General features: G+C 74.9%; 18 protein-coding genes. 11 read left to right on the forward strand and 7 right to left on the reverse strand.

Annotated features, from left to right (window positions below):
- Positions 1-13 precede the first annotated feature (13 nt).
- Positions 14-838 carry a LuxR C-terminal-related transcriptional regulator gene (locus ACFY4B_RS03935; RefSeq protein ID WP_387966375.1) on the reverse strand — a complete coding sequence of 275 codons (825 nt, stop codon included), beginning with the start codon at positions 836-838 and terminating at the stop codon, positions 14-16.
- 147 nt (positions 839-985) lie between these two features.
- Between ACFY4B_RS03935 and ACFY4B_RS03940 the strand changes: the two genes are divergently transcribed.
- Both ACFY4B_RS03940 and ACFY4B_RS03945 read left to right on the forward strand, forming a co-directional pair.
- Positions 986-1804, forward strand: a complete 819-nt coding sequence (locus ACFY4B_RS03940) for a TIGR03084 family metal-binding protein (protein WP_387966376.1) — start codon at positions 986-988, stop codon at positions 1802-1804.
- A 70-nt stretch (positions 1805-1874) separates the two neighbouring features.
- Entirely contained in the window at positions 1875-2489 is a 615-nt protein-coding gene (locus ACFY4B_RS03945) for a hypothetical protein (RefSeq protein WP_387966377.1), read from the forward strand.
- 134 nt (positions 2490-2623) lie between these two features.
- Here ACFY4B_RS03945 and ACFY4B_RS03950 read toward each other — a convergent pair whose 3' ends face one another.
- The 3 genes from ACFY4B_RS03950 to ACFY4B_RS03960 form a co-directional block, all read right to left on the reverse strand.
- The gene (locus ACFY4B_RS03950; protein ID WP_387966378.1) at positions 2624-5890 is read right to left on the reverse strand and encodes an error-prone DNA polymerase; all 3267 of its coding nucleotides are present in this window, start codon (positions 5888-5890) and stop codon (positions 2624-2626) included.
- A gap of 122 nt (positions 5891-6012) precedes the next feature.
- Positions 6013-7683 (reverse strand): DNA polymerase Y family protein, encoded by a 1671-nt coding sequence (locus ACFY4B_RS03955; RefSeq protein ID WP_387966379.1) that lies wholly within the window; start codon positions 7681-7683, stop codon positions 6013-6015.
- A 1-nt stretch (position 7684) separates the two neighbouring features.
- Positions 7685-8320 (reverse strand): hypothetical protein, encoded by a 636-nt coding sequence (locus tag ACFY4B_RS03960; RefSeq protein WP_387966380.1) that lies wholly within the window; start codon positions 8318-8320, stop codon positions 7685-7687.
- Between the two features lie 382 nt (positions 8321-8702).
- On the opposite strand from ACFY4B_RS03960, the gene ACFY4B_RS03965 reads away from it, so the two are divergent.
- The 3 genes from ACFY4B_RS03965 to ACFY4B_RS03975 all read left to right on the forward strand — a co-directional run bounded on the left by ACFY4B_RS03965 (position 8703) and on the right by ACFY4B_RS03975 (position 10837).
- Entirely contained in the window at positions 8703-9404 is a 702-nt protein-coding gene (locus ACFY4B_RS03965; RefSeq protein ID WP_387966381.1) for an ArsR/SmtB family transcription factor, read from the forward strand.
- Complete coding sequence (locus tag ACFY4B_RS03970; protein ID WP_387966382.1) at positions 9401-10168, forward strand: SRPBCC domain-containing protein; 768 nt, start codon at positions 9401-9403, stop codon at positions 10166-10168. The genes ACFY4B_RS03965 and ACFY4B_RS03970 overlap by 4 nt, the downstream gene beginning before the upstream one ends.
- 96 nt (positions 10169-10264) lie before the next feature.
- Entirely contained in the window at positions 10265-10837 is a 573-nt protein-coding gene (locus ACFY4B_RS03975) for a dihydrofolate reductase family protein (protein ID WP_387819308.1), read from the forward strand.
- A gap of 58 nt (positions 10838-10895) precedes the next feature.
- Here ACFY4B_RS03975 and ACFY4B_RS03980 read toward each other — a convergent pair whose 3' ends face one another.
- On the reverse strand, positions 10896-11735 hold the full coding sequence (locus ACFY4B_RS03980; protein WP_387966383.1) for a class I SAM-dependent methyltransferase: 840 nt from the start codon (positions 11733-11735) through the stop codon (positions 10896-10898).
- A 123-nt stretch (positions 11736-11858) separates the two neighbouring features.
- Between ACFY4B_RS03980 and ACFY4B_RS03985 the strand changes: the two genes are divergently transcribed.
- Positions 11859-12449 carry a DinB family protein gene (locus ACFY4B_RS03985; RefSeq protein WP_049653774.1) on the forward strand — a complete coding sequence of 197 codons (591 nt, stop codon included), beginning with the start codon at positions 11859-11861 and terminating at the stop codon, positions 12447-12449.
- A 76-nt stretch (positions 12450-12525) separates the two neighbouring features.
- Here ACFY4B_RS03985 and ACFY4B_RS03990 read toward each other — a convergent pair whose 3' ends face one another.
- Positions 12526-13083: an ATP-binding protein gene (locus ACFY4B_RS03990; RefSeq protein WP_074002257.1), complete on the reverse strand. Its 558-nt coding sequence runs from the start codon at positions 13081-13083 to the stop codon at positions 12526-12528.
- Positions 13084-13191: 108 nt separating this feature from the next.
- On the opposite strand from ACFY4B_RS03990, the gene ACFY4B_RS03995 reads away from it, so the two are divergent.
- The 3 genes from ACFY4B_RS03995 to ACFY4B_RS04005 all read left to right on the forward strand — a co-directional run bounded on the left by ACFY4B_RS03995 (position 13192) and on the right by ACFY4B_RS04005 (position 15853).
- Complete coding sequence (locus ACFY4B_RS03995; protein WP_387966384.1) at positions 13192-14157, forward strand: hypothetical protein; 966 nt, start codon at positions 13192-13194, stop codon at positions 14155-14157.
- Between the two features lie 128 nt (positions 14158-14285).
- Positions 14286-15422, forward strand: a complete 1137-nt coding sequence (locus ACFY4B_RS04000) for an SUKH-4 family immunity protein (protein WP_380738463.1) — start codon at positions 14286-14288, stop codon at positions 15420-15422.
- A 134-nt stretch (positions 15423-15556) separates the two neighbouring features.
- The gene (locus ACFY4B_RS04005) at positions 15557-15853 is read left to right on the forward strand and encodes a DUF6191 domain-containing protein (RefSeq protein WP_387966510.1); all 297 of its coding nucleotides are present in this window, start codon (positions 15557-15559) and stop codon (positions 15851-15853) included.
- Here the strand turns inward: ACFY4B_RS04005 and ACFY4B_RS04010 are convergent.
- A complete protein-coding gene (locus ACFY4B_RS04010; protein WP_387819898.1) occupies positions 15767-16033 on the reverse strand; it encodes a hypothetical protein in 267 nt (88 codons plus the stop codon). The two genes, ACFY4B_RS04005 and ACFY4B_RS04010, sit on opposite strands and share 87 nt — an antisense overlap.
- A 259-nt stretch (positions 16034-16292) precedes the next feature.
- Between ACFY4B_RS04010 and ACFY4B_RS04015 the strand changes: the two genes are divergently transcribed.
- On the forward strand, positions 16293-17354 hold the full coding sequence (locus tag ACFY4B_RS04015) for a DUF2332 domain-containing protein (RefSeq protein ID WP_387966385.1): 1062 nt from the start codon (positions 16293-16295) through the stop codon (positions 17352-17354).
- Positions 17355-17495: 141 nt separating this feature from the next.
- On the forward strand, positions 17496-18254 hold the full coding sequence (locus ACFY4B_RS04020) for a MerR family transcriptional regulator (RefSeq protein ID WP_375875231.1): 759 nt from the start codon (positions 17496-17498) through the stop codon (positions 18252-18254).
- Positions 18255-18274: the final 20 nt, after the last annotated feature.

Consider the following 18274-nt stretch of genomic DNA (forward strand, 5'->3'; position numbering starts at 1 on the left):
CGCCGGGGGCCCGTCAACCGACGAGCCCCGACTCCCTCGCCGCGAGGGCGAGTTCGGTCCGGTTGCGGACGCCGAGCTTGTGCATCGCGGACTTGAGGTAGCCCGTCACCGTGTTGCAGGTCAGGCCCAGTCGGGCGGCGATCTCCGGGTTGGTCCGGCCGGTCGCCGCCCAGCGCAGCACCTCGTGCTCGCGCGGGGTCAACGGCGGTACGGGGGCGACCGTCCGGGGCTTGTCGAAGGGCTTTCCGCAGGACTGCTCGCAGGGCTTTCCACCGGGCCGTTCGCGGCTCCAGGCGGCGGCCCCGGCCAGTGCCCGGGTCGCCGCCTTCGCCAGGGTGCCGACCGCGGAGATCCGCACGTCCCCGAACGGGACGACGGCGCGCAGCGAGGCGTACACCACGCCGTGCACGGTGTCGCCGTCCATCAGCGGGACGGTGAGCATCGCGTACAGGTCCTCGGCGGCCACGGCCGCGTCGTAGTGGTGCGAAATGGTCGTCGCCGCGCGGTAGTCGGGCACCCAGCTGGGCGCGCGTTCGGCGAGCGCCCGGCCGCCGAGGCCTAGTCCGGCCGGGACGGGCACGTCGTGCAGCAGGTCGGCCCGGGTGCCGGCCCAGTGCCGCAGCACCATGCCCTCGCTGCCGGGACGGCTGCCGGGCAGCGGCTCGGGCACGCCGACCAGGCCGACGTCGGCGCCGCACTCGGCCACCACCCGGCGGGCGAGGTCGCCGAGCACGGCGTCCCGCACCAGCTCGGCGGCGCGCGCGGCGAGTTCGGGGTCCTCGGGTCGCGCGGCGTCGGCGACGGGGTGCGCAGGATGGGGGTCCGCAGCCCTGGTCATCGCGGAATTGTCACACGCGGTGCGGCCGGTGGCGAGAGTCCTGACGTGCGTGTTTCGTGGAGTGGCGGACGCCGCCGCCGGGCCGGGAGTAGTGTCCGGCCGTACGCTACCGGCGGGTAGCAACTGCCGTGACCGGAAAGGGAGCCGATGACCGAGCCGAACGCGCCGGGCGACGTGCTGGGCGGCCTGCTGGCGGACCTGCGGGCCGAGAGCGCGGTGCTGGACGACCTGGTCGCCGGGCTGCCGGCCGAGGAGTGGGCCCGCCCGACCCCCGCCGAGGGCTGGACGGTGGCGCACCAGATCGCCCACCTGGCCTGGACCGACGACTGGACGGCCCTGGCCGCGCGCGACCCGGAGGGCTTCGGCGCGTCGCTCGGCGGGCACTTCACCGAGCTGCTGGCGGCCGGCGCCGACCCGGTCGAGGACGGCGCCCGCGCCGGACTGTCCGCCGGACCCGCGGCGCTCCTCGCCCGCTGGCGGACCGGGCGGGCGGAGGTGCTGGCCGCGCTCGCCGCCGCCCCGGCCGACGTCCGACTGCCATGGTTCGGCCCGCCGATGAAGCCCGCCTCGATGGCGACCGCCCGGCTGATGGAGACCTGGGCGCACGGCCAGGACGTCGCGGACGCGCTCGGCGCCACCCGCGAGCCCACCGACCGGCTGCGGCACATCGCCCACCTGGGGCTGCGCACCCTGGGCTTCGCCTTCACCCTGCACGGACTGGCCGTGCCCGAGCGCCCGGTCCGGCTCGACCTGACCGCGCCCGACGGCGGGTCCTGGTCCATCGGCCCGGCCGGGGCGCGGGACGTGGTGGCCGGCCCCGCCCTGGACTTCTGCCTGCTGGTGACCCAGCGCCGGCACCGGGACGACCTCGCCCTCACCGCCACCGGGCCCGTCGCCACCGCCTGGCTCCCGATCGCCCAGGTCTTCGCCGGGGCGCCGGGCAAGGGGCGGCAGCCCGGGGCGTAGGGCGGCGCACCAGGCAAGGCACGGCGGCCCGGGGCGCGGGCGGACCGCCGGGGTTGGTTGAATGGCGCCCATGGACGACCTGCTCAACCGACTGCCCGCCATCCCCGACCTGCGCGACCGCTGCCGCGCCCTCGCCACGCTCGACGCGATCCTCAGCCCCGACGACTGGGAGGCGCGGTACCACTCCTTCGACGCCTCCTGGGACGAGGGCGAGGAGTTGGCCTCGATGCGCGACGGCGAGGGCGACGACTGGTGCCTGGTCTTCTCCCCCGTCGGCGCCTACGGGCGCGGCTTCGACCACGAGGCGCCCAACGCCCCGGAGCTGCTCGCGGCCGTGCCCGAGGAGTTCCGCCGCTTCGCCGAGGAGCCCGCCTTCGGGGACGAGGACGGGCCGACGGTCACCCGCTGCTTCTGGCGCGCCCACGAGGACGGCGCCTGGCGGGGCGCGGCCGCCGAGCGGGGCGCGGAGGGCCTCTTCGACCTGCTGCTGGACGGCTCGGCCGCCGGGTACCGGGCCTGGGCCACGGAGTACTTCGAGCCGGAGCACGAGCTGGACCTCGCCGCGATCGAGCACGTCCTGGCGCTGCGCCCGCTCACCCCGACCGTGCTGGCGGCGCTCAACCCGGACATCGACGAGGAGGAGCTCGCCGTCGACCTCGCGGAGATCGGCTACCCCGTCGCCTGACGTGACGTCACATTCGCCTGACGGCAAGGCGTACCGCTCATCCCGGCGGTAGGACGGAACCTTCCGGGGCGGTGGGACGCCCGCGGGACGCGCACCGGCGCGCGGGTCCGCGGAAGCATGCCGGCCCGCCCCGTTCAGAGGCCGATCCGGAGCGGGGTGAGCCGGGTGGCAACCAGGTTGGTCGCACCGCGGTCGCGCTCGACGCGGCCGTGCACCAGCAGCCCGGCCCGGTCCAGGGCGGTGCGGCGCTGGGACTCCCAGACCGGGCGGTTGCAGATCACGTTGATCAGCCCGGTCTCGTCCTCCAGACTGAGGAAGAGCACCCCGCCGGCCGTCGGCGGCCGCTGCCGGTGGGTGACCAGGCCGCCGACCACCACCTCCGTTCCCGGTGGCACATCCGGGAGTTGGGCGGCGCTGAGCGCGCCGCCGTGCTCCAACCGGGCGCGCAGGTGCTGGAGCGGGTGGCTGGTGGCGGAGGTGCCGGTGGCCCACAGGTCGGCGATGGTCTCCTCGACCGGGCTCATGCCGGGCAGCTCCGGCGCCTCGGTCCCGGGGGTGGTGCCGGGGATCAGGCCATCCGAGATCCCGGCGAACGCCCCTGCCGCCCACAGTGCCTGACGCCTCGTCAGTTCGAAGCAGTCGAAGGCCCCCGCCGTCGCCAGCGCCTCCAGGGCGGGACCGGGCAGGCCGGTGCGGCGGGCGAAGTCCTCCAGGTCGGCGTACGGCTGCCCGGCCACGATCGCCTCGGCCTGCGGGGTGCCGATGCCGCGCACCGTCTCCAGGCCGAGCCGGATCGCCGGCTGCGGGCGCCCGGCGGTCAGCGGCGGTTTCGGGGTCGGCCCCCGGTACGGCTCCAGGGTGGGCCGCGCCCCGCTGGCGTTGACGTCCACCCCGCGCACCCGCACGCCGTGCCGCCGGACGTCCGCGACCAGGCTGAGCGGCGAGTAGAAGCCCATCGGCTGGTTGGCCAGCAGGGCGCAGGTGAAGGCCGCCGGGAAGTGGTGCTTCAACCAGGCGCTGGCGTACACCAGGTAGGCGAAGCTGATCGCGTGGCTCTCCGGGAAGCCGTAGTTGGAGAAGGCCTCGATCTTGCCGTAGACGTCCTCCGCCACCTCGGCCGGGATGCCGCGCTCGGCCATCCCGGTGAGCAGCCGCTCGCGCAGCCGGGCGACCCGCTCGTGCGAACGCTTGGCGCCCATCGCCTGGCGCAGCCGGTCGGCCTCTTCCGGGGTGAACCCGGCGCAGTCGATGGCGAGTTGCATCATCTGCTCCTGGAACAGCGGCACCCCGAGGGTCTTGCCGAGGGCGTTCTCCATCAGCGGGTGCGGGCAGCCGGGCGGTTCCGCCCCGGCGCGGCGGCGCAGGTACGGGTGGACGGAGCCGCCCTGGATCGGGCCGGGGCGGATCAGCGCCACCTCGACCACCAGGTCGTAGAAGTGGTCCGGCTTGAGCCGGGGCAGAGTCGCCATCTGGGCCCGGGACTCGACCTGGAACACCCCGACGGTGTCCGCCCGGCGCAGCATCGCGTACACGCCCTTGTCGTCGTCCGGGATGGTGGCCAGGTCGTAGCGCAGGCCGTGGTGCTCCGCGACCAGGTCGCAGGCGTCGTGCAGGGCGGCGAGCATGCCCAGGCCGAGCAGGTCGATCTTCACCAGCCCGGCGCCGGCGGTGGACTCCTTGTCCCACTGGAGCACGGAGCGCCCGGGCATCCGGGCCCACTCGGTGGGGCAGATCTCGCCGATCGGCTCCTTGGTGAGCACCATGCCGCCCGAGTGGATGCCCAGGTGGCGGGGCAGACCGTGGAGCTGGGCGGCGAGTCGGAGCACGTCGGCGGGGATGACGGCGTCCGCGCCGGGGGCGGAGCGGAAGTCGGTCTGCCGGCTGAACGCGTCCACCTGCCCCTGCGGGTAGCCGAGCACCCGGGCGGCGTCGCGGATCGCCAGCCGGGGCCGGTAGGTGATCACGTTGGCGACCTGGGCGGCGTGCTCGCGCCCGTAGCGGCCGTAGACGTACTGGATGACCTCCTCGCGGCGGCGGTTCTCGATGTCCAGGTCGATGTCGGGCGGCCCGTCCCGGGCGGTGGAGAGGAAGCGTTCGAACAGCAGCTTGTAGTGCACCGGGTCGACGGCGGTGATCCCGAGGGCGTAGCAGACCGCCGAGTTGGCGGCCGAGCCGCGGCCCTGGCACCAGATGTCCCGGCTCCGGCAGAAGTCCACGATGTCGTGCACGATCAGGAAGTAGCCGGCCAGGTCGAGGTCCTCGATCACGTCCAGCTCCTTGGCGAGCTGACGGCGGGCGGCCGCGTTGCCGGAGCCGAAGCGGGCCGGGCCGCCGGCCGCGACCAGGGCGCGCAGGTGGCCGATCTCGGTCCCGCCCGCGGGGACGGGGAAGCCGGGCAGCTCCGGGTCCAGCCGGGCGAAGTCGAAGGCGCAGGCCCGGCCGAGTTCGGCGGTGGCCCGCTGCACCCCGGGGAAGCGGGCCAGCCGGCCGGCCATCTCCCGGCCCGAACGCAGGTGCGCGGTGCCGGCCGCGCTGGTCCAGCCGACCGCGTCCTGGAGGGTGCGGCGCTCGTGCAGGGCGGCGAGGCTCTGCGCGAGGCGGCCCTGGGCGGGGCCGGCGTGGTGGGCGTTGGTGGAGGCGACGACGGGGAGCCGCGCCTTCGCCGCGAGGGCGGCGAGGGCGTCGTTGCGCCGGTCGTCGCCGGGCAGCCACTGGTCGATCAGCTCGACGTGGACGTTCTCCGGGCCGAACGCCTCGGCGAGGGTGCGGAGCCGGCGCTCGGCCTCGCCCTGGTCCGGGCCGTTCCTCCCCGCGAGCGCGGCGGGGACCCGGCCGAGGCGGCAGCCGGTGAGCACCGCCCAGTGGCCGCCGTGCGCCCCGGCGAGCGCCCCGAGGTCGTACACCGGGTTGCCCTTGGCGCCGCCGGCCAGCTGGGCGGCGGCGATCGCGGCGGAGAGGCGGCGGTAGCCGGCCGGGTCGCGGGCGAGGACCAGGAGGTGCTCCTCCGTCCCGCCGTCGCGGCCCGTCCCGCCGTCGCGGATCGTCAGCTCGGCGCCGAACACGGTGGCCAGGCCCGTGCCCCGGGCCGCCTCGGCGAGCCGGACGGCGGCGTACAGGCCGTCGTGGTCGGTGATCGCGAGGGTCTCCACGCCGAGCCGGACCGCCTCGGCGACCAGGTCCTCCGGGTCGCTGGCGCCGTCCAGGAAGCTGAAGGCGGAGTGGACGTGCAGTTCGGCCCAGGGGGTGGCGGGCTGCTCCGGTGCGGCGGGCTGCTCCGGTGCGGCGCGTTCGGGAGCCGGGGCGGGGCGGCGCAGCGGGACGACCGTACGGTCCGGCGCCGCGCCGGTCAGCCGGCGGTGCAGCTCGCTCCAGGGGAGCGTGGGGTGGCTGGTGAAGCCCATCGGGAGTTGCCTTCGTCGTTCTCGTGCTCGTCCTGCTCCCCCCTGCTCGCCTACTCGGCCTTCTCGGCCCGCTCCCTTCGGCCCTGCCCTTGCGGGCCTGCTCCGTTCGGGTGCCGGGGCCGCTAGTCGTAGCCGGCCTCCAGGTACCAGGCACCCCCCTCCACGGTGAGCAGCAGCGCCCGGCCGCCCTCCACCACGACCTGGAACCGTGCCCGGCGCCGGGCCAGCGACTGGTCCCACCAGTACTCGACCGCCGGCCAGGGCCCGGTCCAACCGTCCACCCGCTCCTCCCGGCCCCGGACCACGACCAGGGCCGGCCGGGCCGACACCCCCGCCCGGCCGTCCACCGTGACCGGCCGCCCGGCCCCGTCCAGCACCCGCACCGGCGCCGGCTCCCGCAGCACCACGGCGGGCCACACCTCCGGCAGCCGCCCCGGCCACGGCGCGTCGGCCGGCACCGCCGCCTCGTACGGCTCGCCCCACGGCACTTTCACCGCCTGCTCGCCCGGGCCGCGCCCGCCGCCCGGCTCGATCCGGCGCAGCCCGGCGTGGCCGAGCACCGCCTGCACCCGGGCGACCGCCCGCTCCACCCGGTCGTCCGCGACGGCCTGGCCCCACAGCGCGAGCTGGCGGCCCTGGTCCGGGGAGAGGCCGTCGGGGGCGAGCCGGAGCAGGGTGAAGCCGGTGTCCTCCCTGCCCTCCCCGTTACCGTCGCCGTCGCCTGTGCTGGTGAAGGTGCCCGCGCCCTGCCAGGCCTGGAGCTGCCAGCGGACCCGCTCGGCCAGCGCCGTCGCGGACAGCCGGCCCTCGTGCCGCCACAGCCGGGAGGCCGTCCGGCCGTCCGCGCAGGCCACCTCGACGGCCACCCGGCGGCAGGTCAGCCCGGCCCCGGCCAATCGCTGGTGCAGCTGCTCGGCCAGCGCGCGGGCGACGAACACCAGCGGTTCGGCCGACGGCTCCGGCGGGTCGAAGCGCTGCTCGACGGCGAGGTCCGGCTCCTCGTCGCGGGGCACCAGCGGACGCGGCTGCAAACCCCGGGCCAGCCGGTGCGCGACCGTCCCGGACGGGCCGAAGCGGTCCGCGACCGACTCGGCCGGCAGCGCGGCGAAGGCCCCGACGGTGGGCAGGCCGAGCCGCCCGAGCAGTTCGGCCAGCGCCTCGTCGCCCAGCGCGCTCACCGGATACGGGGCGAGGAACTCCGCCGTCCGTCCGGCCGGGACCAGCACCCCGGCCCGGGCGGCGAGCACGGCGGCGAACAGGCCGTCGGCGACGCCGACCCGGGCCCGGGGGGCGGTGGCGGCCGGTGGAGGGGCGATGGGCTGCCGCTCTTCGACGGCCGGCGCGCCCGGGACAGCGTCCGGGACGAGCGGCTGCCCGAGGGCGTCCGCCACCGCCCTGCCGACCTTGGCGGCCAGCGCCTCCTCGCCGCCGAAGTAGCGGCCCGGGCCCTTCACCGGGATCGCGCACAGGCCCGGGCGGATCACCTCCACCCGGGGCGTGAACGCCTCCACCGCCGCGACCACCGGCTCGAAGCGGCGGGTCTCCGCCTCCGGGTCGCGGTCGCGCAACTCCAGCTCCGGGCAGAGCCGTTGGGCCAGCTTGAGCCGCTGCCCCTGCCGCACCCCGGCCGCCCGGGCACCCTCCGAGCAGGCGAGGATCCGCCCGCCCTCGGTCACCGCGACCGGGTCGTCGCCGGTGACGGCCACCACCGGCCAGTCCGGGCACCAGACCACCAGCACCCGGGGGGTCCTGTCGTCCGCCGTCCCGGATGCCATCGCTGTCTCGGCCGTCACCTCAGACCACCGCCGCCACGCGGGGTGCCATCGGCTCCGCCGCCGGTATCACCGTGGGTTCCGCCACCGGCTGCGGCTGCTCCTGGAGCGGACGCACCGCGCCGTACTCGTCCGGCAGCCAGAGCCGGGCCGTCCGGCCGCGCACCGCCGAGCCGCGGCCCTCGGCCACCACCTCCACCTGCCGGCCGACGAGCTGTCCGTGGCCGTCGCCCAGCCCGAACCAGCGCCCGGAGCGCACCGCCAGCCGCAGTGCCGCGCCCGGCCACGGTCCGGCGACCAGCAGCACGCAGCCGCTGCGCCGCAGCACCGCCGCCAGCCGGGCGGCCAGCTTCGGCGGCACCGGCCCGTCCGGGCGCAGCATGATCAGCTCGACCGCGCCGGCCAGCACCGAGACCACCTCGGCCCAGTGCGACCCCGGGTCGTCCGCGACCAGCAGCCGGCGCAGGTCCAGCCCGTACCCCTCGGCGGCGGCCAGCCCCAGGTCCGGCAGTCCGACCGCCGCGGCCCAGCCGCCCCCGCTCTCCTTCACCCCGGCGGCGAGCGCCAGCAGCAGCCCGGTGTCCCCGCCCGCCACCGACACCGCCGTCCCCCGGCGCAGCCCGGCCTCGGGCAGCACCTCCCGGAGGGCGGACGGCACCGGCAGCAGCCCCCGCCCCGCCCTCTGCTCCCCGTCCTCCCCCTGTTGCCCCCGTTTTCCCGGCACGGCAGCCGGGGACGCCACCGGGCGGAGCACGGGGCGTGCGGTCTGCTCGGCGGTTGATTCGAAAAAAGGTTCGAAAACGGGCACACCCCCAGGATCGAACATTCGTTCGCAAAGATTCAAGTCCGATCCGACCACCCGCCCGTCACTCTCCGCTGTCCCGCCTCGGCGGGGCTGCGCGGATCGCGGCGCGGGGCTGCGCACCTCGGCGCGGCCGCCGGAGGCTCCGGCACCGGACGGGCGACACCGTTCGTCCGACCGGACTACCGACAAACCTTCTTTCCTTGACAAATTTTTTTGTCGGACGGATGCTGGAACGGTGCTGGAAGTCGCCGTGATCGAAGAACCCGCCGCGGCCGAGGCCTCGCTGGACCCCCTGCGGTCACGCCTCCTCGCCGCCCTGACCGAGCCCGCCTCGGCCGCCATGCTGGCCGCCCGGCTGGGCCTGCCCCGGCAGAAGGTCAACTACCACCTGAAGGAACTGGAGCGGCACGGCCTCGTCGAACTCGACGAGGAACGCCGCAAGGGCAACGTCACCGAACGGGTGTACCGCGCCACCGCGGCCTCCTACGTGATCTCCCCCAGCGTCCTGGCCGCCGTGAGCCCGGACCCCGCCCGCTCCCCCGACCAGCTCTCCGCCCGCTGGCTGCTGGCGCTCGGCTCCCGGCTGGTGCAGGAGGTCGGGGCCCTGCTGACCGGCGCCTCCCGGGCCCGCCGGCGGGTCGCCAGCTTCGGTATCGACGCGCAGGTGCGGTTCGCCTCCGCCGCCGACCGGGCCGCCTTCGCCGAGGAACTGGCCCAGTCCGTGGCCACCCTCGTCAGCCGCTACCACGACGAGTCCGCCCCCGGGGGCCGCAGCCACCGGGTGATCGTCGGACTCCACCAGATCCCCGCCGCCCAGCCCGGCCCCGGGGCGGAGCAGGACGGGACCGGGGCGGAGCAGGACATGACCGGCACGGAACAGGACGGGACCGGCACGGAACAGGCCGTCACCCGGGCGGACCAGGAGGACCCACGATGACCCACCCGTTCGAGATCGAGCTGGAGACCTCCCTGCCGGCGAGCCCGGAACAGGTCTGGGAGGCGATCGCCACCGGACCGGGGATCGACTCCTGGTTCATGGGCCGCAACGAGCTGGACCCGCGCGAGGGCGGCACCGCCGTCATGGAGACCGGGGGCCACCGCGCGGAGGCGGTCGTCACCGCCTACCAGCCCGGCAAGCGCCTGGCCACCCGTACGGCCACCGGCGAGGACGGCCGGTTCATGGCCTTCGAGTACCTGATCGAGGGCCGGGACGGCGGCGCCACCGTGCTCCGCGTCGTCCACAGCGGCCTGCTCGGCGACGACTGGCAGGACGAGTACGACGCGCTGCGCCGCGGCTGGCCCTTCCACCTCCACACGCTCCGCGAGTACCTCACCCACTTCCCCGGCCGTACCGCCGTCCCCGTCTTCGCCGCCGCACCGTCGGGCGGACGCACGGAACCGGAGGTCCGGGCCCTCCTCGCCCGCGCCCTGTCGCTGCCGCTCCCGGTCGCCGCGGGCACCCGGGTCCACGGCGAACCGGCGGGCCTGCCGCCGCTGGACGGCGAGGTGGTCTGGGCGGACGACGAGCGCTTCGAGGTCCGCACCGCCGACGGGCTCTACACCTTCCACCACGGCTCCGGCCTGGTGCTGATGTTCCACCACCTCTTCGGCCCGACTCCGGGCGGGGCCGGGGGTGAAGCCGGGACCGGGGGCGAGGCCGAGGCCGCCTGGCAGCGGTGGCTGACCGGCGCTCTCACCTGACCTTTCGGACCTTCGGGCCATCAGACCTTCAGATCTCCTTGAGACCTCCTTCAGATCCGACAGAAGCAGAACCGCACGAGAACCGAGGTACCACCCATGCGCACCCTGATCAGCACCGCCTTCATCTCGCTCGACGGCGTCGTCGAGGGCCCCGGCGGCGAACCCGGCTACCGCAACTCCGGCTGGACCTTCAAGGACATCGAGTTCCTCCCCGAGGCGTTCGAGATCAAGGGGCGGGAGCAGGAGGAGGCCACCGCGATGCTGCTCGGCCGGGCCAGCTACCAGGCGTTCAGCCCGGTGTGGCCGGACATGGCGGAGTTCGCCCACTACAAGACGCTGCCGAAGTACGTCGTCTCCACCACCCTCACCGAGGCCGACCTGGTGTCGAACTGGGGTGAGACCAGCATCCTGCGCTCGCTCGACGAGGTCGCCGCACTGAAGGAGACCGAGGGCGGCCCGATCATCGTCCACGGCAGCGCCACCCTGAACCACGCCCTCTCGGACGCCGGCCTGATCGACCGCTACCACCTGCTCGTCTTCCCGCTGCTGCTCGGCGCCGGCAAGCGCCTGTTCAGCACGACGGACAAGGACGCCCAGAAGCTGAAGCTGGTCGAGTACGGGGCCTACGGGAACGGCATCCAGAAGCAGGTCCTCGACGTGGTCCGCTGACCGCTCTCCACTCCTCCTCTCCATCCTCCCCTGTGGGAGCGTTGACGGCCCCGGACCGTCAACGCTCTTCCGTGGTGCGCCAGATGAACACCTCACTGCTCGGCTGCCGCTCCGAGAAGAGCCCCGACGGCGAGGTCCGGGCGAGGAGGCGGCGGAGGTCCGCCTCGAAGGCCGGACGGCGCTCGGCGAAGAGGTGCGGGGCCGAGGAGGAGAGCGCGAAGACGCCCGCGACCGCGTCGTCGGTCGTGCGCTCCAGCGGTCGTCCGCCCGGGACGACGATCCGCTGCGGGCCGGCGAAGCCCGCCCGGGCGAGGACGGCGGCCTCGTCGCCCGGCGTGCCGTGCGCCAGCAGCCCCTGCCCGGCGCGGCGGACCGGGCCGAGGTAGCGCCGGACCAGCCCGTCGATCGCGGCGTACGGGACCGGCGGGTGCGGCAGCCCCTCGGTGGGACGCGGTTCGCCCTTCAGGTCCGAGACGTGCGCCAGGGCACCGCCGGGCCGCAGCATGCGCCGTACGGTCGCCGCCACCAGGTCGCGGTCCATCCAGTGGAAGGACTGGCCGAAGACCGCCAGTGTGAAGGTGCCGAGGCCCGGCGGCAGTTCCTCGGCCCTGGCCCGCACCCAGGTGGCCTTGGGCTCCTCGGCGCCCACGCGACGCGCCTCGGCGATCATCCCGGCGTCCGGGTCCACCCCGACGACCTCGCCGAACAGGTGGGCCAGCCCCAGCGCCAGCGTGCCCGGCCCGCACCCCACGTCGAGCAACCGCCCCCGCCTGTCGAGCCCCAGCGCCCCGGCCAGCGCCTCCGCCAGTCCAGGGGCGTACGGGAGCCTGCCCCGGGTGTAGTGGGCGGCCGTTCCGGCGAACAGCGTCTCGTCCCAGGACCAGGCGTCGCCGGTCATGGCTGCTCCTCACAGGTCTGTTTCGGGTGAACAGGCTTGATCGTGGCACGGGTTGACGCCTGGCCGGGGCGGGTGGGACCGGAAATCAATGGACAGGCATCATGCGATCAACAGACTGATCCCATGACCACTGCAGATGACAAGAACGACCTCCGGATCTACATCCAGGACGCCCGCGACGCCCTGCTCTGGAAGCTCGAAGGCCTCTCCGAGTACGACCTGCGCCGCCCGCTCACCCCCACCGGAACCAACCTGCTGGGCCTGGTCAAGCACGTCACCGGCGCCGAGGCGCTGTACTTCGGCGACACCTTCGGCCGCCCCTTCCCCGAGCCGGCCCCGGTGTGGATCACCGGCCAGACCGAGCCGAACGGCGACCTGTGGGCGCGGGCGGACGAGAGCACCGAGGAGGTCGTCGGGCGCTACCGGCGGGTCTGGGCGCACTCCGACGCCACCATCGAGGCCCTGCCGCTGGACGCCGTCGGCAAGGTGCCGTTCGGCGCCCGCCACGAGCAGACCCTGCACCGGGTGCTCGTCCACATGATCGCCGAGACCCACCGCCACGTCGGCCACGCCGACCTGGTCCGCGAACTCGTCGACGGCGCCACCGGCCAGCGCTCCGACGGCGCCAACACCGCCCCCGGCGACACCGACTGGTGGCGGGCCCACCACGACCGCGTGGAGCGGGCGGCCCGGGAGGCCGGCGGCCTCGCCTGAGCCGGAGAGCGCCGGGAGGAGGGCAGCATCGCCTGAGCCGGAGAGCGCCGGGAGGGCGGAGGAGCGGCCGGGGATCTCAGCCTCCGTGCCGGGCGGGCGCGCCGACGTGCCGCACGACGGCCGCCGCCCGGTCGGCGAGCGGCCCCGGGGCGATCGGGACGCACACGTACCCGAACCCGGCATAGGCCTCCCGGTGGATCCGCTCGAACCGCAGCGACTCCTCGTACGAGATGCGCCGCGCCTCAGTCGGGGTGACGAAGCCCGGGCTCTCCACGAAGAACACCTCGCGTTCGTACACCTCCTCCGCCCGGATGCGATTCAACTCCCGGGCGAGGAAAGGGGTCACGGGATGACCGAGGTACACCGCCAGGGCGTACGTGCACACCGGCGAGCGGTCGAAGAACCGCACCTCCCCCGGCCCGCCGACGGCCCCCTCCTGCCGCTGCCGCTGCAGGGAGACCACCGCGTCCACGAACGACGGGTCCGTCCACGGCTCCGGCACGCCCTGGGCCTGCCGCAGCGCGATGACGTCCGTGGCGGCCTCCTCGACCACCGGGTAGCCCGCGCACTCCAACCACCGCAGGACCGCCGTCTTCCCGGCCCCCGGGGTACCGGTCAGCAGATAGCGCTTCATCCTCGCACTCTACGGGCCCGGGGGTGGCGGGTGCGGGGCGCCGTAGGGTGTCGGACATCGGGGGCAGGGGCAGGGGCAGGGCCACATGGGGGCATGGGGGCATCCGGCGTGACGGACGAGGGACAGGGTGTGAGGACGGCCGTCCGGTGCCCGGACTGCGGGGGCAACGCCGTCCGCAGCGTCGGCCAGTCCCTGCTGCACGGGCGGGAGTTGCGGTGGGACGCCGAGCGGTTCTGCCCTCGGTGCGTAGCCGTCTGCTGCGACTGGGGCCAGGAGGCCGCACCCCGGGACATCCGCGAGGCGCTGCTGACCACCCACGGACCGGCCCGGCTCCGGCTCTCCGCACCGCCCACCGACCCGGCGGCCACCCTGGCCGCGCTGCGGGTGCTCCGCGAGGGCTCGGGGCTCCCACTCCGGCAGACCCGGGAACTCCTCGACGAGCTGCGGGACTTCGGCCTGAGCGGGACGGCCGTCGAGATGGCGTACTGGCGAGTGCGGCTGACCGAACGGGGAGTCGCGACGGAGACGGCGGACGGCTTCGGACGGGCGTACCGGTACGTGGGACCGCCGGAACTGTGGCCGGGGGACGACGGCGGGACGGGCACCGGACGCGGCCAACCGGTACGGACAGCAGGCGAGTTCGCCGCCTGGGCGGAGGAGCGGGCGGAGCGGACGGCGGCGGAGCTCGCGGAGCCGTTCACCTTCGTGGTCGGCCTCGGCGGCACACTGCGGCTCGCTCCGCGCCGTAGCGAGCATGTGGCCTGCGCGGGTGGTGAGTTGGTGCTGAGCGCCGGGGAGATCGGGTTCCGGCGTTCGCGGGACGGCTGGGAGGTCGAGACGGTCGGCAACCACTCCACCGACTACTGCCCCGACACCACCTCCTGGCCCGCCGTCGCCGCCGCCCTCACCCTCGTCGGACTCCCGCACCCCGGCGCCTTCACCCACGCCGCGGTCTTCCGCCGCTGCCCGCGGTGCGGCAACTGCAACCTCGTCCGCGAGGAGCACTACGCCTGCGCCTTCTGCGACGCGGACCTGCCCGAACACTGGAACGTCGACGAGGTCGCGCTGCCGTGACCCGGGCGGGCCACCGCACCCCACCGCCCCCACCCACAGCGCACCTCAGCACTGTCAGGCCGGACCGCTAGGGTCTGTGGGTCACGGGGCAGGCCGGGAAAGGGTGGGGGCACGTGAGGTGTGAGCGGGTGGCGGAGCTGCCGGGTGGGGTGGTGCACGCGGGGAGCCGGGAGTTCCTGGTGCGGGAGGGGCTGCCTGCGGCCGGGGCGTTCCTGGACTTCGAGGCGCTCCGGGGCGGGGAGCTGACGGCGCTCCCGGCGGAGGCGGAGCGGCTGTTCGTCCTCGGGGAGACGGAGTACTGCACGCCGTTCGCCGCCGGCGGCAGCCTGGTGCTGCTGGACGGGGTGACCGGTGAGGTGTTCCTGGACAACGGCGGCCCGCGCCGCGACCTGCTGGCCTCCGGCCTGACCGCCCTGGCGGGCCTGGTGCGCGAGGTCGACACGGTGGCCGAGGCGGCGCTGCGCCCTGAGGCGCTGGACGGGCGGCGCGGGCCGGCCGTCCTGGCCGAGGTGCTGGCAGGAGCCGAACGGCGGATGCGGGAGATCGATCCCGGCCTGTTCGGCGACGGCTCCGCACCGCCCCCGCACTGGGGCACCGCGCTGCTGGTGCGGGCGCTGGGCTGGGGCGCCCTGCCGGGCGGTCCGGGCGGGCCCGCGTACGCGATAGCCCCGGAGCTGGTGGCGGAGCTGGCCGCGCTGACGGACGAGGACGGCGGCCCCGGCCGGGTGCACCGCTTCCGGCCCGCCGAGCTGCCCGCCGCCCTGGTCCACGAGCCGACCCGGCGGCTGCTGACCGAGGTCGGCCTGCCGCTGGGCGGGGCGATGTTCGGGGTGTGCGAGGAACCGCTGGTCACCATGGGCGAGGCCTACCCCGAGTACTTCGACGGCGAGGAGGAACGCCCGTACCAGCGGGACTTCCTCGCCCTCGGGGACTGGCCGACCGACCTCACGATCGCCCTGGACGGCGCCACCGGCCGGCTGGAGCTGCCGGACTGGTACGACGACGGCCACCCCGAGGCCTACCTCAACCGCGACCTGTCCGCCCTGCTCTACGCCCTCTGGACGTACGAGCGGCTGCGCGCCGAATGGGACCGCTGGGACTACGGCCGGGCCCGGGAGACGTGGTCGGTGTTCGATCCGCAGGCGCTGCTGAGCGCGGTGGTGGACCGGCTGGTGGAGGCCGTCGACCCGGAGGCGTTCGCCTCGCCCGGCTGCTCCTGGCGGCTACTCGCCGAGGACGGCCACATGGGCGGCCTGCTCGGCTGAGCACCCAGGAGCCGTTGCCGCCGGTGGGCGACAAGCCCGGTCGGCCGCCGCCGTGGACGGCGGCAACGGCCAGGAACGGACGTGTCACCTCCACGCGTTGGACCGACATGGTGATGATGGCGGGTCTGCTCCTCATGGCAGTACTGGTGATCGTGCCCTTCACACTGGCCTCGATCCGGCATCTCGTGGTGCGATCGGGCAGCCCGCGATGGTTGTGCCGCCGTCTGACTACTCGGACGCGAACGAGCGGACTCGGCCTTGGCGTCACCGCGACCGAGGAGTTGCACGCCTTCTTCAATGCCAACAAGCGCGTGCAGATCGAGCAGCGGCGGACTCAACTGGTCCTACGGGACGACGACCACGCCGGCGCCCCGCCTCGCCTGGGTGTCGACTTGGGCGCCGGCACCGCAGTCGTCCGACAGCAGCGGTAGTTCACCCTCCTTCTCCTTGCGCCCGACGCGTGCTGGAGCCTGCCGAACTCGCGGACGAGCCCTGGGCAGCGGCCTGGGGAGCTGTTCCTGGACGATGACGCGCTCGCCCTCGCCGTTGGGTTCCTCGAAGGCGGCGAAGTGGCGTTCCAGGAGGTCATCGGAGACGGTGATGCTGTTCACCGCAGGCCCAACACCGAACTCGTGCTCGCCCGACGGGCCACCTGCCGGTCACCCGGTGGCCGATCCGCCGGGCCGGTACGCCCCGAACTCAGTCGCTCCCAAGGCCGTGAGCTCCCCACCACCCGACGGTCACGACGGACCGCGCCACTCCCGCTTCACCGTCCGGGAGAGCACTTGGGGTCAGCGGGTGGCACGTCGGGCCGGGCGTAGGCTGGGCCGATTCGATCACTCGCGAAGGCGCCGAAAGGACCGGTGGGGGATGCGCGGCGACACGGAGGAGCTCTACCGGGCGTTCGCGGAGCGGGAGGCGCGCGGGAACTCGCCGATCTACCAGGAACTGGCCGAAGGCGTCGCCGGGGAGGGGCAGTTGCGCGCACTGCTGGACGGGCTTCCGGCCGTGAAGCGGCAGCCGAACCTGCTGTTCGGCGCGGTCCGGCACCTGGGTGGGCCGGTGACGGAGGGCTGGCCGGCTTTCCGTGACTGGACGGCGGAGCGGTGGGCCGAGGTCTCGGCGACGATGCTGGAGCGGCGGACGCAGACCAACGAGGCGGGCCGCTGCGCCACCCTGCTGCCGCTGCTGGCCGCGCTGCCGCAGCCGCTCGCCCTGATCGAGGTGGGCGCCTCGGCCGGGCTCTGCCTGTACCCGGACCGGTATCGGTACCGGTACCTGGCCGGGGACCAGGACGGGGACGGGCAGCGGGACGGGGACGGGCAGGGGGACGGGGACGGACATGAGCGTGGGGCCGGTGCCCTGGTCGCCGAGTTCGGCGCCGCCGCGAGCCCGGTGACGCTGGACTGCGTGGTGAGCGGGCCGGTGCCGCTCCCCGACTCCCCGCGGGAACGGCTGCCCGAGGTGGTGTGGCGGGCCGGGATCGACCTCAATCCGTTGGACGTGCGGGCCGAGGAGGACATGCGCTGGCTGGAGTCGCTGGTCTGGCCCGAGCAGACCCATCGGCTGGAGCGGCTGCGCGGCGCCGTCCGGGTCGCCCGGGCCGAACCGCCGCTGCTGGTGCGCGGCGATCTCAACGCGACGGTACGGGAGTTGGTCGCGCAGGCCCCGGCGGGGGCGACGCCGGTGGTGTTCCACAGCGCGGTGCTCGCGTACCTGCCGCCGGAGGAGCGGGAGGAGTTCGCGGCGACGATGCGTGAACTGCCCGGGCACTGGATCTCCAACGAGGCGGTCTCGGTGCTGCCGGCTGTCGCCCGACGCCTCCCCCGCCCGGCGGCCGTCGCCGGGCTGTTCGCGCTCGCCCTGGACGAGCGGCCGGTGGCCTTCACCGGACCGCACGGGCAGTCCCTGGACTGGTTCGGCGAGGTCTGAGCGGCCGTACGACAACGTGCGGGCAGCGCGGAAGTCCCGGGCTTGAAGCTGCCGCAGCGGCAGCTTCTACCGTCGTGACCAGGGCCGGAGAACCGGCCCTGGTCCACGCGAACGTGGGATGTGGAAACGAGGGAGGCAACCATGGCCTGGCCCATCGCCGAGGTGGCCCGGATGTCCGGTGTGACGGCCAGGACCCTGCGGCACTACGACGAGATCGGGCTGCTGCCCCCGGCCTGGATCGGCTCCAACGGCCACCGCTACTACGAGGAGCGGCAGCTGCTCCAGCTGCAACAGATCCTGGTACTGCGGGCGCTGGGCGTGGGGCTGACCGAGATCGCCCGGATCCTGAGCGATCAGGTGGACGAGCTGGAGGCCTTGCGGGGCCACCGCCGGCGGCTGGTCGCCGAGCGCGACCGGCTCGACGCCCTGGCCGCCACCGTTTCCCGCACGATCGCCGACCTGGAACGCTCCCAGAAGGACGGCACACCCATGACCATCAACCGCCCCGAGAACCTGTTCGAGGGCATCCAGCCCGACGACGTCGACGCGAGCCTGCGCGACTTCCCCGAGCACGCCGAGGCGGCCCGGCGCGCGACCGCCGCGATGACCCCGGCCGAGATCGAGGCCGGGCAGCGCGAGCGGACCGCCCGCATGATCCGCCTGGCGGAGCTGAAGGCCGCCGGCCACCCGGCCGACGCCGAGGCCGTGCAGAGCACGGTCGAGGAGGAGTACCGGCTGCTCCACGACTTCCGGTCCGTCTCGACCGAGGAGTACCTGGCGATCGCCCGCTCCTGCACCGAGAACGAGCAGTGGAGCGCCGCGTACGAGGCCATCGCCCCGGGCCTGGCCGCTTACCAGCGTGCTGCCATGGAGGCGTACGCGGCGGCACGGCTGTCCTGAGCCGGGCCTGAGCCGGGCCT

It is taken from the genome of Kitasatospora sp. NPDC001261, from assembly GCF_042896795.1.
Classification (GTDB): Bacteria; Actinomycetota; Actinomycetes; order Streptomycetales; family Streptomycetaceae; genus Kitasatospora.

Bases quoted from the DNA above. Each gene is read 5' to 3' on its own strand.
- ACFY4B_RS03985 (WP_049653774.1), top strand. From the start codon at position 11,859: ATGACCACTGCAGATGACAAGAACGACCTCCGGATCTACATCCAGGAC.
- ACFY4B_RS03970 (WP_387966382.1), top strand. From the start codon at position 9,401: ATGACCCACCCGTTCGAGATCGAGCTGGAGACCTCCCTGCCGGCGAGC.
- ACFY4B_RS03950 (WP_387966378.1), bottom strand. From the start codon at position 5,890: ATGGGCTTCACCAGCCACCCCACGCTCCCCTGGAGCGAGCTGCACCGC.
- ACFY4B_RS03980 (WP_387966383.1), bottom strand. From the start codon at position 11,735: ATGACCGGCGACGCCTGGTCCTGGGACGAGACGCTGTTCGCCGGAACG.
- ACFY4B_RS04015 (WP_387966385.1), top strand. From the start codon at position 16,293: ATGCGCGGCGACACGGAGGAGCTCTACCGGGCGTTCGCGGAGCGGGAG.
- ACFY4B_RS03990 (WP_074002257.1), bottom strand. From the start codon at position 13,083: ATGAAGCGCTATCTGCTGACCGGTACCCCGGGGGCCGGGAAGACGGCG.
- ACFY4B_RS03975 (WP_387819308.1), top strand. From the start codon at position 10,265: ATGCGCACCCTGATCAGCACCGCCTTCATCTCGCTCGACGGCGTCGTC.
- ACFY4B_RS04020 (WP_375875231.1), top strand. From the start codon at position 17,496: ATGGCCTGGCCCATCGCCGAGGTGGCCCGGATGTCCGGTGTGACGGCC.
- ACFY4B_RS03945 (WP_387966377.1), top strand. From the start codon at position 1,875: ATGGACGACCTGCTCAACCGACTGCCCGCCATCCCCGACCTGCGCGAC.
- ACFY4B_RS03935 (WP_387966375.1), bottom strand. From the start codon at position 838: ATGACCAGGGCTGCGGACCCCCATCCTGCGCACCCCGTCGCCGACGCC.
- ACFY4B_RS03940 (WP_387966376.1), top strand. From the start codon at position 986: ATGACCGAGCCGAACGCGCCGGGCGACGTGCTGGGCGGCCTGCTGGCG.
- ACFY4B_RS04005 (WP_387966510.1), top strand. From the start codon at position 15,557: ATGGCAGTACTGGTGATCGTGCCCTTCACACTGGCCTCGATCCGGCAT.